This window comes from Bradyrhizobium iriomotense (genome assembly GCF_018130765.1).
In the GTDB taxonomy this organism is placed as follows: domain Bacteria; phylum Pseudomonadota; class Alphaproteobacteria; order Rhizobiales; family Xanthobacteraceae; genus Bradyrhizobium; species Bradyrhizobium iriomotense_A.
Window position 1 is genome coordinate 369,566 of sequence record NZ_JAFCJZ010000004.1, and the last position, 13,266, is coordinate 382,831.

General features: G+C 64.4%; 13 protein-coding genes. 7 read left to right on the plus strand and 6 right to left on the minus strand.

Annotation, left to right across the window (positions count from 1 at the left end):
- The first annotated feature begins 88 nt into the window (after positions 1-88).
- Both JQ635_RS10410 and JQ635_RS10415 read left to right on the plus strand, forming a co-directional pair.
- A complete protein-coding gene (locus JQ635_RS10410; protein WP_211409755.1) occupies positions 89-1,303 on the plus strand; it encodes an acyl-CoA dehydrogenase in 1,215 nt (404 codons plus the stop codon).
- A gap of 187 nt (positions 1,304-1,490) precedes the next feature.
- Positions 1,491-2,408 (plus strand): MBL fold metallo-hydrolase, encoded by a 918-nt coding sequence (locus JQ635_RS10415; protein ID WP_211409756.1) that lies wholly within the window; start codon positions 1,491-1,493, stop codon positions 2,406-2,408.
- A 136-nt stretch (positions 2,409-2,544) separates the two neighbouring features.
- Here JQ635_RS10415 and JQ635_RS10420 read toward each other — a convergent pair whose 3' ends face one another.
- Positions 2,545-3,399 (minus strand): DUF1499 domain-containing protein, encoded by an 855-nt coding sequence (locus JQ635_RS10420; RefSeq protein ID WP_211409757.1) that lies wholly within the window; start codon positions 3,397-3,399, stop codon positions 2,545-2,547.
- A gap of 205 nt (positions 3,400-3,604) precedes the next feature.
- Positions 3,605-5,233 carry a fatty-acid--CoA ligase gene (locus JQ635_RS10425; RefSeq protein ID WP_211409758.1) on the minus strand — a complete coding sequence of 543 codons (1,629 nt, stop codon included), beginning with the start codon at positions 5,231-5,233 and terminating at the stop codon, positions 3,605-3,607.
- 65 nt (positions 5,234-5,298) lie between these two features.
- Here JQ635_RS10425 and JQ635_RS10430 point away from each other — a divergent pair, with 65 nt between their 5' ends.
- Positions 5,299-6,381 (plus strand): extensin family protein, encoded by a 1,083-nt coding sequence (locus JQ635_RS10430; protein ID WP_211409759.1) that lies wholly within the window; start codon positions 5,299-5,301, stop codon positions 6,379-6,381.
- Between the two features lie 36 nt (positions 6,382-6,417).
- On the opposite strand, the gene JQ635_RS10435 is transcribed toward JQ635_RS10430, so the two are convergent.
- On the minus strand, positions 6,418-7,104 hold the full coding sequence (locus JQ635_RS10435; RefSeq protein ID WP_011085407.1) for a L,D-transpeptidase: 687 nt from the start codon (positions 7,102-7,104) through the stop codon (positions 6,418-6,420).
- Between the two features lie 349 nt (positions 7,105-7,453).
- On the opposite strand from JQ635_RS10435, the gene JQ635_RS10440 reads away from it, so the two are divergent.
- Entirely contained in the window at positions 7,454-8,431 is a 978-nt protein-coding gene (locus tag JQ635_RS10440; RefSeq protein WP_211409760.1) for a magnesium transporter CorA family protein, read from the plus strand.
- 206 nt (positions 8,432-8,637) lie between these two features.
- Positions 8,638-8,871, plus strand: coding sequence for a hypothetical protein (locus tag JQ635_RS10445; protein WP_211409761.1), 234 nt, complete (start codon positions 8,638-8,640; stop codon positions 8,869-8,871).
- A gap of 219 nt (positions 8,872-9,090) precedes the next feature.
- Here JQ635_RS10445 and JQ635_RS10450 read toward each other — a convergent pair whose 3' ends face one another.
- Both JQ635_RS10450 and pdxH read right to left on the minus strand, forming a co-directional pair.
- Complete coding sequence (locus JQ635_RS10450; protein ID WP_211409762.1) at positions 9,091-9,843, minus strand: SDR family NAD(P)-dependent oxidoreductase; 753 nt, start codon at positions 9,841-9,843, stop codon at positions 9,091-9,093.
- Between the two features lie 50 nt (positions 9,844-9,893).
- Positions 9,894-10,535, minus strand: coding sequence for a pyridoxamine 5'-phosphate oxidase (gene pdxH, locus JQ635_RS10455; protein ID WP_080135591.1), 642 nt, complete (start codon positions 10,533-10,535; stop codon positions 9,894-9,896).
- Between the two features lie 113 nt (positions 10,536-10,648).
- On the opposite strand from pdxH, the gene JQ635_RS10460 reads away from it, so the two are divergent.
- Complete coding sequence (locus JQ635_RS10460) at positions 10,649-11,056, plus strand: RT0821/Lpp0805 family surface protein (RefSeq protein ID WP_211409763.1); 408 nt, start codon at positions 10,649-10,651, stop codon at positions 11,054-11,056.
- A 109-nt stretch (positions 11,057-11,165) separates the two neighbouring features.
- Complete coding sequence (locus tag JQ635_RS10465; RefSeq protein WP_211409764.1) at positions 11,166-12,128, plus strand: DnaJ C-terminal domain-containing protein; 963 nt, start codon at positions 11,166-11,168, stop codon at positions 12,126-12,128.
- Positions 12,129-12,445: 317 nt separating this feature from the next.
- Here JQ635_RS10465 and JQ635_RS10470 read toward each other — a convergent pair whose 3' ends face one another.
- The gene (locus tag JQ635_RS10470) at positions 12,446-13,219 is read right to left on the minus strand and encodes an anti-sigma factor family protein (RefSeq protein ID WP_211409765.1); all 774 of its coding nucleotides are present in this window, start codon (positions 13,217-13,219) and stop codon (positions 12,446-12,448) included.
- Between the last annotated feature and the right edge of the window lie 47 nt (positions 13,220-13,266).

Sequence of the window (13,266 nt, forward strand, 5' to 3'; positions counted from 1 at the left end):
CGAAACCAGGATGCATTTGCACTTGTTGCCGCGGCGCTTTAATTTGTCGGGCAATTTCTAGACGGAACCAGACGCGAAAGGACGTTTCATGAGCGTGCGCCCTCAGGCCAAGGACAAGCCGGCTGCGGCTTCTTTCCAGTGGGACGATCCGTTCCTGCTCGACGAGCAGCTCACCGAAGATGAGCGCATGGTGCGCGACACCGCCCGTGCCTATGCCCAGGACAAGCTGCTGCCGCGTGTCGCCAAGGCCTACCTGGAAGAGAAGACCGACCGCGAGATCTTCAACGAGATGGGTGAGCTCGGTCTGATCGGCATTACGCTGCCCGAGGAATATGGCTGTGCCAATGCGAGCTACGTCGCCTATGGGCTCGTCGCGCGCGAGATCGAGCGGGTCGATTCCGGCTACCGCTCGATGAACTCGGTGCAGTCCTCGCTGGTGATGTATCCGATCTATGCCTATGGCGACGAGAACCAGCGCAAGAAGTACCTGCCGAAGCTCGCCAGCGGCGAGTGGGTCGGCTGCTTTGGTCTGACCGAGCCCGACGCCGGCTCCGATCCGGCCGGCATGAAGACCCGCGCCGAGAAGGTTTCGGACGGCTATCGCCTCACCGGCAGCAAGATGTGGATCTCGAATGCGCCGATCGCCGACGTGTTCGTGGTCTGGGCCAAGTCGGTGGCGCACGACAACCAGATCCGCGGCTTCGTGCTGGAGAAGGGCATGAAGGGCCTCTCCGCGCCCAAGATCGGCGGCAAGCTCTCGCTCCGCGCTTCCATCACCGGCGAGGTCGTGATGGACGGGGTCGTGGTTCCCGAAGACGCGCTGCTGCCCAATGTGTCGGGCCTCAAGGGCCCGTTCGGCTGCCTCAACCGCGCCCGCTATGGCATCTCCTGGGGCGCGCTGGGCGCCGCCGAGGACTGCATGCACCGCGCCCGCCAGTACACGCTCGACCGCAAGCAGTTCGGCAAGCCGCTGGCGGCGACCCAGCTGGTGCAGAAGAAGCTCGCCGATATGGAGACCGAGATCGCGCTCGGCCTTCAGGGCTCGCTTCGCGTCGGCCGTCTGATGGACGAGGGCAAGTTCGCGCCCGAGATGATCTCGATCATGAAGCGCAACAATTGCGGCAAGGCGCTCGACATCGCCCGCACCGCCCGCGACATGCACGGCGGCAACGGCATCTCGATCGAGTACCACGTGATGCGCCATGTCCATAACCTCGAGACGGTCAACACCTACGAGGGCACCCATGACGTCCACGCCCTGATCCTGGGACGTGCGATCACGGGCATTCAGGCGTTTTTCTGAGCCACGTATTCCGTGGCCGTTGTCTTGCTCAGCTGTCATCGCCCGCCTTGTGCGCAATTGCGCACTGGGGCGGGTGATCCAGTATCCCAGAGACCTCGCCTTCGCCACGGGCGCCGCGGCGTACTGGATACCCCGCCTTCGCGGGGTATGACGGCGAGGATTGGGGCAGCAGTGCACAGGAAGTCCGATGTCCGATAACGACGACGTCCCGTTCAACCGCAATTTTCCGCTTCAGCCCGGAATCGTCGAGGAAATCCGGCCCGGCGTGCGGCGCGTGCTCTGTAACAATCCGAGCCCCTTCACCTTCTCCGGCACGGTCAGCTACATCGTCGGCACCGGCAACGTCGCGATCATCGATCCCGGTCCGGATGATGCGGCGCATGCAGCAGCGCTGCTCGAGGCGGTGCGCGGCGAGACGGTGACGCATATCTTCGTCACCCACACCCACCGTGACCATTCGCCGAACACCGCGCGGATCAAGCAGGCGACCGGCGCGCCGGTTTACGCCGAGGGCCCGCACCGCGCCTCACGCCCGCGCTTCGAGAGCGAGAAGCACAATCCGGAATCCGGCGTCGATCGCGATTTCGCACCCGATATCAGGATCGCCCATGGCGACGTCGTCGAGGGGGCCGGCTGGCGCCTCGAGGCGGTGGCGACGCCCGGCCACACCGCCAACCACCTCGCCTTCGCCTGGGCCGAGCGGAAATTCAATTTCGTCGGCGACCACGTGATGGGCTGGTCGACCTCGATCGTGGCGCCGCCCGACGGCTCGATGATCGACTACATGGACTCGCTCGACCGTCTCGCCGCGCGCGAGGAGGATCTCTATTTCTCCGGCCACGGCCCCGAGATCCCGGATGGCCCGCGCTTCGTGCGTTTCCTGATCCGTCACCGCAAGGCCCGCGAGGCCTCGATCCTGCACCGCCTTGCCAAGGGCGAGGCCGACATCCCGACCATGGTGCGCGCGATCTATATCGGCATCGATCCGAGGCTGACGACGGCTGCGGGCTATTCCGTGCTGGCGCATCTGGAAGACCTCGTCGCGCGCGGCGTGGTCGCGACCGATGGCGATCCCGTGATCGGCGGGACGTACCGGATGGCCTAGCGCGTCATTCCGGGGCGCGCGCTAGCGCGAACCCGGAATCCATCGGGCCGCGGCGTTGGTGGAAGAATGGATTCTCAGATGCGCAATTGCGCATCATAGTTCGATGCTGCGCATCGCCCCGGAATGACACCAGGGGCTATTTCTTCACCGTCTTCGCCGGTGCCTTGGGTGGCGCCACCGGAGTCTTCTTCACCGGTTTCAGCGCATCGGCGTCCGCAGCGGTGTTGAGATCCTCGATGAATTTCTTCACGCGTGCGGCGTTGCTGCCGAGATCGCTGTCGAAATAGCGCGAGGCGGAGCGGATATCGACACGGGAATCCTCGCCGTCGGGCACGACCCTGATGGAAATGTCCTCGCGCAAGCCCATGATCGGCGTGCGGGCCACCGCCTCGATGCGGCCGATGCGGCGCGGCGGCTGCGGCGCGCGCTCGTCGATGACGAGCCATTTGCGCTTGTTAACCAGCTGGAGCGCGATCGCATAGGCGCGATCGACCGGGATCTCGAGCTCGATCGGTTCGATATCGGGGTAAAAATGGCGCTGCTGCTCGGCCGAGTAGAGGCCGGCATAGACCGCCGTATTGGCGCCGTCGCCGGTGCGCAGACGCGCCAATGCGTCGAAGCGGGGCGGGTCGATCGGGTCGGTGGTGACGTCGTGGATCGCCGGCAGCTTGCGGTATTGCAGGGCGAGATAGGCGGGGTAGGCGAGGATGGCGCCGTCGATGAGGAACGCGAGCAGGATGCGCGCCATTCCGCGCGAGCCGTTCTGCCAGATCGCAGCGAAGCCCGCGAGCCCGAACAGGATCGAGAGCCCGGCGATCGCGAGGCCCCCGAAGAAGGTGACGAGCGCCGGCTTCGGCTCCAGGAAGCCGAAGCGGACGATGAGGATCGACACCAATACGGCCACCACCGCGAACACGGCGAGATTGCGCGCCCAGTTGGCGAGGCTGGACACGGGCTCCGTCTGGTAGGGAGCGGAAAACCTGCGGGCCATCGGGTGAAGCTCTGCCGGGGTCTTGGTGCCGGCCGATCTGGCGCGACGATGGGCCGTTGAGACCACGGCCCGGGAGCAAATTCAAGGGTTCCTGGTCATCACTGCCCCTCATTCCGGGGCGCCCAAAGGGCGAACCCGGAATCTCGAGATTCCGGGTCTGGTCCTTCGGACCATCCCGGAATGACGGTGCATGGTGCTTGCCCGGCTACGCCGCCGCGTTCGGGAAGCGGTAATCCTTGAACTGGTCGCGCAGCGCCGTCTTCAGGATCTTGCCGGTGGCCGTGTGCGGGATGCCTTCGACGAAGGCGACGTCGTCGGGCATCCACCATTTGGCGATCTTGCCGTCCATGTATTTCAGGATGTCCTCGCGGCTCGCCTGCTGGCCCTGCTTGAGCTGCACGATCAGGAGCGGCCGCTCGTCCCATTTGGGGTGGAACACGCCGATCACGGCGGCTTCCGCCACGGCCGGATGGCCGATCGCGAGGTTTTCGAGGTCGATGGAGGAGATCCACTCGCCGCCGGACTTGATCACGTCCTTGGAGCGGTCGGTGATCCGCATGTAGCCGGCCTCGTCGATGGTCGAGACGTCGCCGGTGTCGAAGAAGCCTTCCTCGTCGAGGATGTTGGCGTCGAGGCGGTAATAGGCCTTGGCGACCGCGGGCCCGGAGACCTTGAGCCGGCCGAAGGTCTTGCCGTCCCAGGGCAGCTCCTTGCCGGCATCGTCGGTGATCTTCATCTGCACCGCGAAGGGGGCATAGCCCTGCATCTGCAGGACGTCGAGCTTGGCGTCGCCGGTTGCGTTCTGGAACGGCGGCTTCAGCGCCGCGACGCTGCCGATCGGGCTCATCTCGGTCATGCCCCAGGCATGGCGCACGTTCGAGCCCATGTCGAGGAAGGCCTTGATCATCGAGCGCGGCATCGCCGAGCCGCCGCAGATCACCATCTTCAGGTCCGGCAGCTTCAGATTATTGGCGGCCATGTGCTGGAGCAGCATCAGCCACACCGTGGGCACGCCGGCAGTGTGCGTCACCTTCTCGGTCGAGAGCAGCTCGTAGACCGAGGCGCCGTCGAGCTTGGCGCCGGGCATGACCAGCTTGGTGCCCTGCGAGGGCGCGGAGAAGGCGATGCCCCAGCTGTTGGCGTGGAACAGCGGCACCACCGGCAGCATCGTCTCGGAGGCGCTGGTGCCGAGCGCATCAACATTGTTGGCCATCAGCGCGTGCAGCACGTTGGACCGATGCGAGTACAGCACGCCCTTCGGGTCGCCCGTTGTGCCCGAGGTGTAGCACATCGCGGCCGCCGTGTTCTCGTCAAAGTCCTTCCATTTGAATTTGCCGTCGGCCTCGGCAATCCAGTCCTCGTAGGCCACCGCATTCTTCAGCGTGGTCTGCGGCATATGCGCCTTGTCGGTGAGCACGATGTAGCGCTCGACGCTTGTCAGCTTATCGGCGATCTTCTCCAGGACCGGAACGAAGGTGATGTCGGTCATCACGATGCGGTCCTGCGCATGGTTGATGATCCAGGCGATCTGCTCGGGGAAAAGGCGGGGATTGACGGTATGGCAGATGGCGCCGATCCCCATGATGCCGTACCACACCTCCAGATGGCGCCAGGTGTTCCAGGCGATCGTTGCGACCCGGTCGCCGAGCTTGATGCCGTCGCGCTCCAGCATCTGGGAGACCTTGAGCGCGCGCTTGTGGATCTCGCCATAGTTGGTGCGATGGATCGGTCCTTCGACCGATCGCGTGACCACCTCCTGCTTGCCATGAATCCTGGCGGCGTGTTCGATGATCCGGTGGCAGAGCAGGGGCCAGTCTTGCATCAAACCAAGCATTCCGACGTTCCTCCGAGAAGTCGCTGGGCGCGTTATCGCTCTCAGCGTTGGGCCAAAGACTTGTCATGAATTTTAGCCTGCCGGACTTTCGCCGCAAATGGTCTTGTCGCGGCTATATGTCCGCCTGCGCGGCAATGGTTACCGTCGCGCTGGGGCTGTCGCTTGTGCTGACGGAGCGCGCAGAGGCGCGAAAATATGCTGCGCCGCTCGATATTTTTGGCCTTGGTACACCACGGCCGCGTGCGACGGGTCATTCCGCCAGGATACCGCTCCCGAGACCGCGCCCCGAGGAGGCTCCCAAGGCATCCGACGAGGCCCCGCCGGAGGAGGACGGCAAGCCGTCCCCGGACAAGCCGGGTGACACCAAGCCCGCCGAGGCTGCGCGGCCGCCGGAGAAGCAACTCTCGGCCTGCCGCCTCGCGCTGACCGAAGATATCGCGATTGCGCCGTCCATCCCGGATATCCGCGGCCCCGGCGCCTGCGGCGGCGAGGATCTGGTGCGGCTGGAGGCCATCGTGCTGCCGGACAAGCGCAAGGTGACGGTGAAGCCGGCGGCGATCCTCCGCTGTACCATGGCGTCCGCGATTGCCGACTGGGTGCGCAAGGACATGGTGCCGTTGGCCGCCAGCCTCGGCACGACCATCAGCGATCTCGACAATTTCGACAGCTTCGAGTGCCGGGGCCGCAACCGCATCATTGGCGCGATGCTGTCCGAGCACGGCAAGGCCAACGCGCTCGACGTGCGCGCCATCAAGCTCGCCAACGGGCAGTCGATCGGCCTCACCGACCGCACCATGTCGCGCGATGTGCGCGAGCGCGTGCTGCATTCGGTCTGCACGCGCTTTTCCACCGTGCTCGGTCCGGGTTCGGACTGGTACCACGAGGACCACATCCATCTCGATCTCGCGCAGCGGCGCAACGACTACCGGATCTGCCAGTGGAACGTCTGGGATCCCCTGCCGCAGGTCGCGCCGCTCTTGCCTGCTGAGCGTCCCGAGGAGGCGCCGCCGCGCGAGGTCGCGGCCAAGCCCGAGGCAAAGGAAGGCGCCGATGACGAGGCGGCGGAGAAATCCCCCGCGCCTGAGGACAAGTCGACACCGGAGAAGAAGGCTCAGCAGCACAAGCCGGCAACAAAAAAGCGCCGGTAAAACCGGCGCTTTTGGATTTCAGAGATCAGGAGGCGATCAGTAGCTGCCCGCCTGGCCGGTGCCGCCGGCGCCGAGCGCCAGCCGGGAGTTGTAGGGGGAGTCACCGTGCTTGGGCTCGAGCACGACGACAATCGTGCCGACCTTGACGCGGCCGTAGAGGTCGATTGCGTCCTCATTGGTCAGGCGGATGCAGCCCGACGAGATCGAGGCGCCGATATATTCCGGCTGGTTGGTGCCGTGGATGCGGAACAGCGTGTCCTTGCCGCCCGAGTAGAGATACATCGCGCGGGAGCCCATCGGATTGTCCGGACCGGGCGCGACATAGGTCGGAACGCCTAGGCGGGAAATCTCGCCCGGGGTCGGGTGCCAGGCCGGCCACTCGGTCATGCTGCCAACCTTGGCAATGCCCGACCAGGCCATGGCCTCTTCGCCGACTGTGATGCCGTAACGGATCGCCTTGCCGCCATCGAGCACGTAATAGAGGTAGTGATTGTCGGAATCGACCACGATCGAGCCCGGCGATTCCTTGCGGTGGTACTCGACGATGGCGCGGCGGAACGGCTCCGCGACCGGGGTGTTCTCGTACCGGACCTTGGCAAGGAGTTCCTTGTCCTTCGGCTTGAACGCCTTGGTGTCGGTCGCCTCGAAATGTGTTGCCTGCATACAGCCCGACAGCATCAGACCGGCGGCCAAAATCCCCAACTTAACTTTCAGCGACGACATGGTTTGGTTCCAATCAAAACAATACCGTGCGGAAGGCCTGAGCCTAGCGCCCAAGTTCCTCGACTCCGTTAATCCCATTATCGTTGAAATCTGCCACAATTCCAGCGCTGAAGGCCTTTTCCCGCGCTGCGAGACCCAAGCTGTGGCTTTTCTGCCGCAAGTTTTGCGATGCTGTGAGCGTTTTGGGGCGGGAAAGGCCCGAACTGTCGATTCCGTGCCACAGTTGAGCCACGTGGCCGCCACAAATGCAAACGCTCCGTTAATCCCTCCGTTAATGTTGTTGTCATCGTGAACCTGTCAGAATCGCGCTAAGGGCTGTCATTCTGTCGCAGGTTCTCTGGAGTTGTTCATGTTTTCGGTGTTTGTTCCCTCCGAGGCCTCCCTCAAGAAGGCGGTTATCGAGGATCTCACGGCGCTGCCGGAGAACGCGGTCTGGATCGACCTCGTCAACCCCTCAGCCGCCGAGGACAAGGCCGTGGAGCGGCTGGCCGGCATCGCCATCCCGACCCGGGAAGACATGCAGGAGATCGAGATCTCCAGCCGCCTCTATATCGAGAACGGCGCCCGCTACATGACCGCGACGCTGATGTGCCACTCCGATACCGACATGCCGCGGACCACGGCAGTGACCTTCATCCTGGGTGACCATCGTCTGGTGACGGTGCGCTACGACCTGCCCAAACCCTTCGCCCTGGTCGAGGCCAAGCTGGGCCGTTCCTGCACGCCGAACGTCACCGGCGAGATGGTGCTGATGGAACTGCTGGACGCCGTGATCGACCGCTGCGCCGACATTCTGGAGCGCTGCGGCGCCGAGATCGACCAGGTCTCGCATGACATCTTCGAGCCCGAGAGCGAGCGCCACGGTCACGCCAAGCAATATTCCCAGATCCTGATCTCGATCGGCCGCAAGGGCGATTTGACCTCCAAGGTTCGCGAGAGCCTGGTCTCGATCGGCCGCGTCGCCGCATTCCTCTCGGCGGTGGTGGAAGGCGTCAAATGGTCGAAGGACATGCGCGAGCAGCTCAAGACCATGCAGCGCGACGTCGTCTCGCTGACCGACCATGCCTCCTATCTCTCCAACAAGATCACGTTCGTGCTCGACGCCATGCTCGGCGTCGTCAATCTCGAGCAGAACAACATCATCAAGCTGTTTTCGGTCATGGCCGTTGTCCTGATGCCGCCGACGCTGATCGCCTCGATCTACGGCATGAACTTCAAGGCGATGCCGGAACTCGAATGGGTCCACGGCTATCCGATGGCGCTGGTGATGATGCTGATCGCCGCCATCGTCCCGTACTGGATCTTCAAGTGGAAGAAGTGGCTGTGATCTCGTCGCACTCTCGGAAAATAGCTACCGAGACCTTACGCTGGTCGTAGAGACACGGTGCATCGTGTCGCAGAATAGAGCGGGATTGCGGCGTCGCGGTGATGCGTGTTTGCTGCCCCAATTCCTCCGGTAAAATTTGAGCGGTGGGCTGAACGTTTGCGCGAAACTTGTCTGCGATAAGTAGTGCGTAGCCGCGAGGAACAACCATGGTTGAAAAACACATAACGTCGCCCCGCAACGTCATCGATCTGGCGAACTATCGTCAGGTTCTGGCGAGCGGCAAGGCGATGTCGATGTCGGCACGCCTGTGCCGGCACTGTGGTGCTCCGCTGCTCGATGGCGAGAACGACGACGACTGCTCGACTGCATTCAATGCCGGAGCTCCAAGTGCTTCTGCTCCAAGACTGCGCGATCGGTCACGTCGGATTCGAGTCGATTGAGGAACGGAAGGAAGGGCGGGCGATCCAGGTCTTGCGGCGGCGTCGTCTGGATCGCCTTGCTTCCCTCGTCACTATCTCCAATTCGTCATTGCAATGAGCGAAGCGACGAAGCAACCCAGACCGTCTCCGCGGAGGCAATCTGGATTGCTTCGCGGAGCCTGTCATCGGGCCGCGCTTCGCGCGGACCCGTTGGCTCGCATGACGAAGGATAGAGGATGCCTAGACGTGCTGGCCGCCGTTGATGTGGATCTCGGCGCCGTTGACGTAGGAACTGGTGTCCGTGCACAGCACGTAGATGATCTTGGCCACTTCGTCCGGTGTGCCGAGGCGGTGCATCGGGATCTGCTGATCGACGATCTTCTCGGTGCCCGGTGACAGGATCGAGGTGTCGATCTCGCCCGGCGCGATCGCGTTGACGCGCACGCCGACGCGGCCGAAGTCGGACGCCATCTCGCGCGTCAGCGCCGCGAGCGCGGCCTTGGAGGTCGCATAGGCGGCGCCCGCGAAGGGATGCACGCGCGAGCCCGCGATCGAGGTGACGTTGACGACCGAACCCTTGGCCGCCTTCAGCTCCTCGATCAATCCGCGCGCGATCATGATCGGCGCAAAGAAGTTGACGTGGAAGACATGCGTCCAGGTGTCCAGCTCGGTGTCGACCGAGCCGAGCCGCGAGCCGCCGGGCCCCTTCGGCGAGATCGCGGCGTTGTTGACCAGCGCATGCAGCGTGCCACCTTCGAGGCGGCGGCGGATCTCCGTGATTGCACGCGCGGTGTCCTTGGGGTCGCCGAGGTCGACCTGGATGTGGTCCTCAGGTCCGGCATCCCAGGGGCAGTCTTCGGGAAACGGATGCCGCGAGCAGGTGATGACCCGCCAGCCTGCCGAGGAGAAGCGGATCACGGTGGCGTGGCCAATGCCGCGGCTCGCCCCGGTCAGGAGCAGCGTACGACGCGGCAGGTTGGACGAATGCGGCATGGACATCTTTCAGGTCGGCCCAAAGCTCGAGACGAGGCTCAGGATAAGGCTCAAGGATACATCCGCGTCTTGGACCATGGCTGGCCGGCGGCGTCACGACGAAATTCGATGCGGTCGTGCAGACGGAATGGGCGGTCGTGCCAGAACTCGATGCGCACCGGCGCGATGCGCCAGCCGCTCCAGCCCGGCGGCCGCGGGACCTCGCCGATGACATATCTGGCGGCGACCTTGGCGATGGCCTGCTCGAAGGCGAAGCGGCTCTCCAGCGCTTCGGATTGCTTGCTCGCCCAGGCGCCGATCTGCGCCTGCTTCGGCCGCGTCGCGAAATAGGCGTCGGCCTCGGCATCGGTCACCGGCGTCACGTTGCCGCGGATGCGGACCTGCCGGCGCAGCGACTTCCAGTGAAAAAGTAAAGCCGCCTTAGGATTTGCGGCGAGTTCGCGGCCCTTCTGGCTGGCGATGTGGCTGTAGAAGACAAAACCCTCGGTATCGAAGCCTTTCATCAGCACCATGCGCACATCGGGCAGCCCATCGGGATCGACGGTTGCGAGCGCCATGGCGTTCGGATCGTTCGGCTCGCTCTTGATCGCCTCGTTCAGCCAGGCCTCGAACAGCGCAAATGGTTCGTCGGCGGCGGTGAAATCACCGGATGTTAAGGGTGTCTGGTGTTTCATCGAGGTCGTGTCGGTCATGTCTGGAGTCCGAGTTGCGTCCCGCGGTCCAAAACGCGTTGTTGTCCGCTACCGCCCTATATAGGACATGGGGACGCGTTGGCCTATCGGCGATCCAGCCGTTCAGCCTTGTCATGACGATCATTCTGATCGGGCTCGGGGGCGGCGGCTGCAGCTTCTCCCGTGTCGACAAGAGTGCCTATGCCAAGGCCGAGGACAGCGACCTCACCGGCTCGATCGTGCGGCCGGCGAAAGACACCGCGCCGACGGAGATCGATCTCGCCTTCGCCCGCAACGCCGCCTCGGACGTGCTGAGCAAGGGCGACAAGGATTCCAGCCAGCACTGGGAGAACCCGGAGACGGGCGCGCGGGGCTCGGTGACGCCGATCGCGCAGTCCTATGCGGCCGAGGACGGCCGCAAGTGCCGGGATTTCCTGGCGAGCTACGTCAACGGGACCACGGAAAGCTGGCTCCAGGGCGCCGGCTGCCAAAGCAGTCGTGGCCGTTGGGAGATTCATACGCTAAAGCCGTGGCGGAGCTAGGATTCGGCCGGCAGTTCTAGTTGCAAAAATGCCACTCCCACCCCACATGGATCGCAGGTGGGGCGGGGAGCCCTTTGAACAATTCGATTCCTTGAAGGAGACGTGACGGATGCGCGACCCCTATGAGGTCTTGGGGGTGCCGCGGAGCGCCAACGCTGCCGCGATCAAGAGCGCCTATCGCAAGCTTGCCAAGAAGCACCATCCCGACAGCAACAAGGACGACCCGAAGGCTGCCGAGCGCTTCTCCGAGATCAACTCGGCGAACGAGATCATCGGCGACGAGGACAAGCGCAAGCAGTTCGACCGCGGCGAGATCGACGCCGAGGGCAAGCCGCGCTTCCAGGGCTTTCCGGGCGGCGGCGGGCCGCGCGGCCGTGCGGGCCCGGGCGGGTTCGAGAGCTACACGTTCCGGAGTGGCGGTGCGGGCGGGCCGGGCGGCGGCGCGTTCGAGGACATCCTCAACAGCATGTTCGGCGGCGGGATGCGCGGCGCGCGGCCCGGGGCCGGCGGCGGTGCCCAGTTCGAATTCGACACCGGCGGGGTCGGGCTCGATCTCGACGTCAACGTCGCCATGTCCGTCTCGCTGGAAGAGGCGGTCAAGGGTGGCGAGAAGCGCGTCCGGCTGCCGACCGGCAAGGAGCTCAACGTCAAGATTCCGGCCGGCGTCACCGAGGGCCAGCAGATCCGGCTGCGCGGGCAGGGCGAGAGCGCCCAGGGCCATCCGCCCGGCGATCTCCTGATCACCATCAGCATCTCGCCGCACCCGTTCTTCAAGGTCGAGGGCGCTGACCTCAGGATCGACCTGCCGGTCACGCTCTACGAGGCGGTGCTCGGAGCCAAGGTCCGCGTGCCCACCCTTGGCAATGCCGTGGAGCTTTCGGTCCCCAAGAACACTTCGAGCGGCCGGACCTTCCGTCTCAAAGGTAAGGGGTTGCCAAAATCTGGTGGAACCGGGGATCTCTTCGTCACCATCAGGATTATGCTACCGGACGGGAACGACGCCGAGCTTGAAGCATTGATGGAGAAGTGGCGGGACCAACACCCCTACAATCCACGTAGCGGGCTCGGTTAGGGCGCGATCGAACTGAAGGGGTTTTTCCTGAAGGCCTAAAGCATCGTCCAGGAGATGATGCTCATCATATGCCTGAGGCGTGTAGCGCTTCATGGTCTCGACGTGTCGGCTGTCCGGCGGGACAGCCGATAAAAAGGTGCGGCCTCGAGAGGGGGACCAGCGCGGTACCAAAAACCCCAATCGAGGCCGCCCGCGTCGATCGGCGGATCGAACGCTACTCATAATCGCGTGAACACCCGGTGCGATAATGAGACGCGTCCATGTCCTGATTCCAAATTTTCAATGACGGAATCGAGGCACCGCGCTTGTGCAGTTGTCTAGGTGCCGTTTTTCTCTGCCTGGTCGTACACGGCCTGCGCCACCTTGGTGAGTCGCTCGCGGTCGCTGCCGCCGCCGCTGACGACATAGCCGACGCCGCGCTCGGCCCAGAACAGCGCGCCGTCCTTGTCCGTCCTGGCGTAGCGCATTTGCGTTGCACCATTCTCGGTCTTGGCCGAGTAGATCGTGTACCGCTCGCCCGAGGCGCCCTCATACATCAGGAACGACGCCGGACCGTTCGGCCCCGGCAGCAGCCGACCGCCGACCAGCTTCAGCCCGCTCGCCTCCAAATTCGGCGCGAACACGGTCCAGCCGCAGCGTCTGGTCAGCCAGGCCTGCAGGTGATCGCGCTCGTTGCCGCCGACTTCGACGGGGTGGCGGACCTCGACGACATAGAGGCGGTGGGCGTCGAGCGCATCCGCCGTGAAGCTCTGGAAGGTCGAAGGTGCGTTGGCGGCGCCATGCGCCACCCAGCCGGCGGTGCCGCCGGCGACGAAGGCCACCAGCACGGCCGCGGCGGCGCCATAGAGCCATTGCCGCGGACGGCGCTCTAGCCGCTCCAGCTCGAGCCGTGCCGGCACCGGCTCCTGGGCGACCGAGTCGTAACGCGCGTGCAGCATCTCGGCCATGGTCCGCCAGGATTGCACCCGCTCCGCATCTTCAGGGTGGGCGGCAAGCCAGGCCTCGACGTCGGCGCTTCGCTCGGCCGGCAGCTCGCCGTCGACATAGGCGTGGAGCTCGTCCTCGGTGATGGGAATGTTGCGGTCGTTCATATCGGTCGTCTCTGGCTCTGCGGCCCAAAAAGTCCTTCGTGGCTCAA

Bases quoted from the DNA above. Each gene is read 5' to 3' on its own strand.
- JQ635_RS10410 (WP_211409755.1), top strand. From the start codon at position 89: ATGAGCGTGCGCCCTCAGGCCAAGGACAAGCCGGCTGCGGCTTCTTTC.
- JQ635_RS10415 (WP_211409756.1), top strand. From the start codon at position 1,491: ATGTCCGATAACGACGACGTCCCGTTCAACCGCAATTTTCCGCTTCAG.
- JQ635_RS10420 (WP_211409757.1), bottom strand. From the start codon at position 3,399: ATGGCCCGCAGGTTTTCCGCTCCCTACCAGACGGAGCCCGTGTCCAGC.
- JQ635_RS10425 (WP_211409758.1), bottom strand. From the start codon at position 5,233: ATGCTTGGTTTGATGCAAGACTGGCCCCTGCTCTGCCACCGGATCATC.
- JQ635_RS10430 (WP_211409759.1), top strand. From the start codon at position 5,299: ATGAATTTTAGCCTGCCGGACTTTCGCCGCAAATGGTCTTGTCGCGGC.
- JQ635_RS10435 (WP_011085407.1), bottom strand. From the start codon at position 7,104: ATGTCGTCGCTGAAAGTTAAGTTGGGGATTTTGGCCGCCGGTCTGATG.
- JQ635_RS10440 (WP_211409760.1), top strand. From the start codon at position 7,454: ATGTTTTCGGTGTTTGTTCCCTCCGAGGCCTCCCTCAAGAAGGCGGTT.
- JQ635_RS10445 (WP_211409761.1), top strand. From the start codon at position 8,638: ATGGTTGAAAAACACATAACGTCGCCCCGCAACGTCATCGATCTGGCG.
- JQ635_RS10450 (WP_211409762.1), bottom strand. From the start codon at position 9,843: ATGCCGCATTCGTCCAACCTGCCGCGTCGTACGCTGCTCCTGACCGGG.
- pdxH (WP_080135591.1), bottom strand. From the start codon at position 10,535: ATGACCGACACGACCTCGATGAAACACCAGACACCCTTAACATCCGGT.
- JQ635_RS10460 (WP_211409763.1), top strand. From the start codon at position 10,649: ATGACGATCATTCTGATCGGGCTCGGGGGCGGCGGCTGCAGCTTCTCC.
- JQ635_RS10465 (WP_211409764.1), top strand. From the start codon at position 11,166: ATGCGCGACCCCTATGAGGTCTTGGGGGTGCCGCGGAGCGCCAACGCT.
- JQ635_RS10470 (WP_211409765.1), bottom strand. From the start codon at position 13,219: ATGAACGACCGCAACATTCCCATCACCGAGGACGAGCTCCACGCCTAT.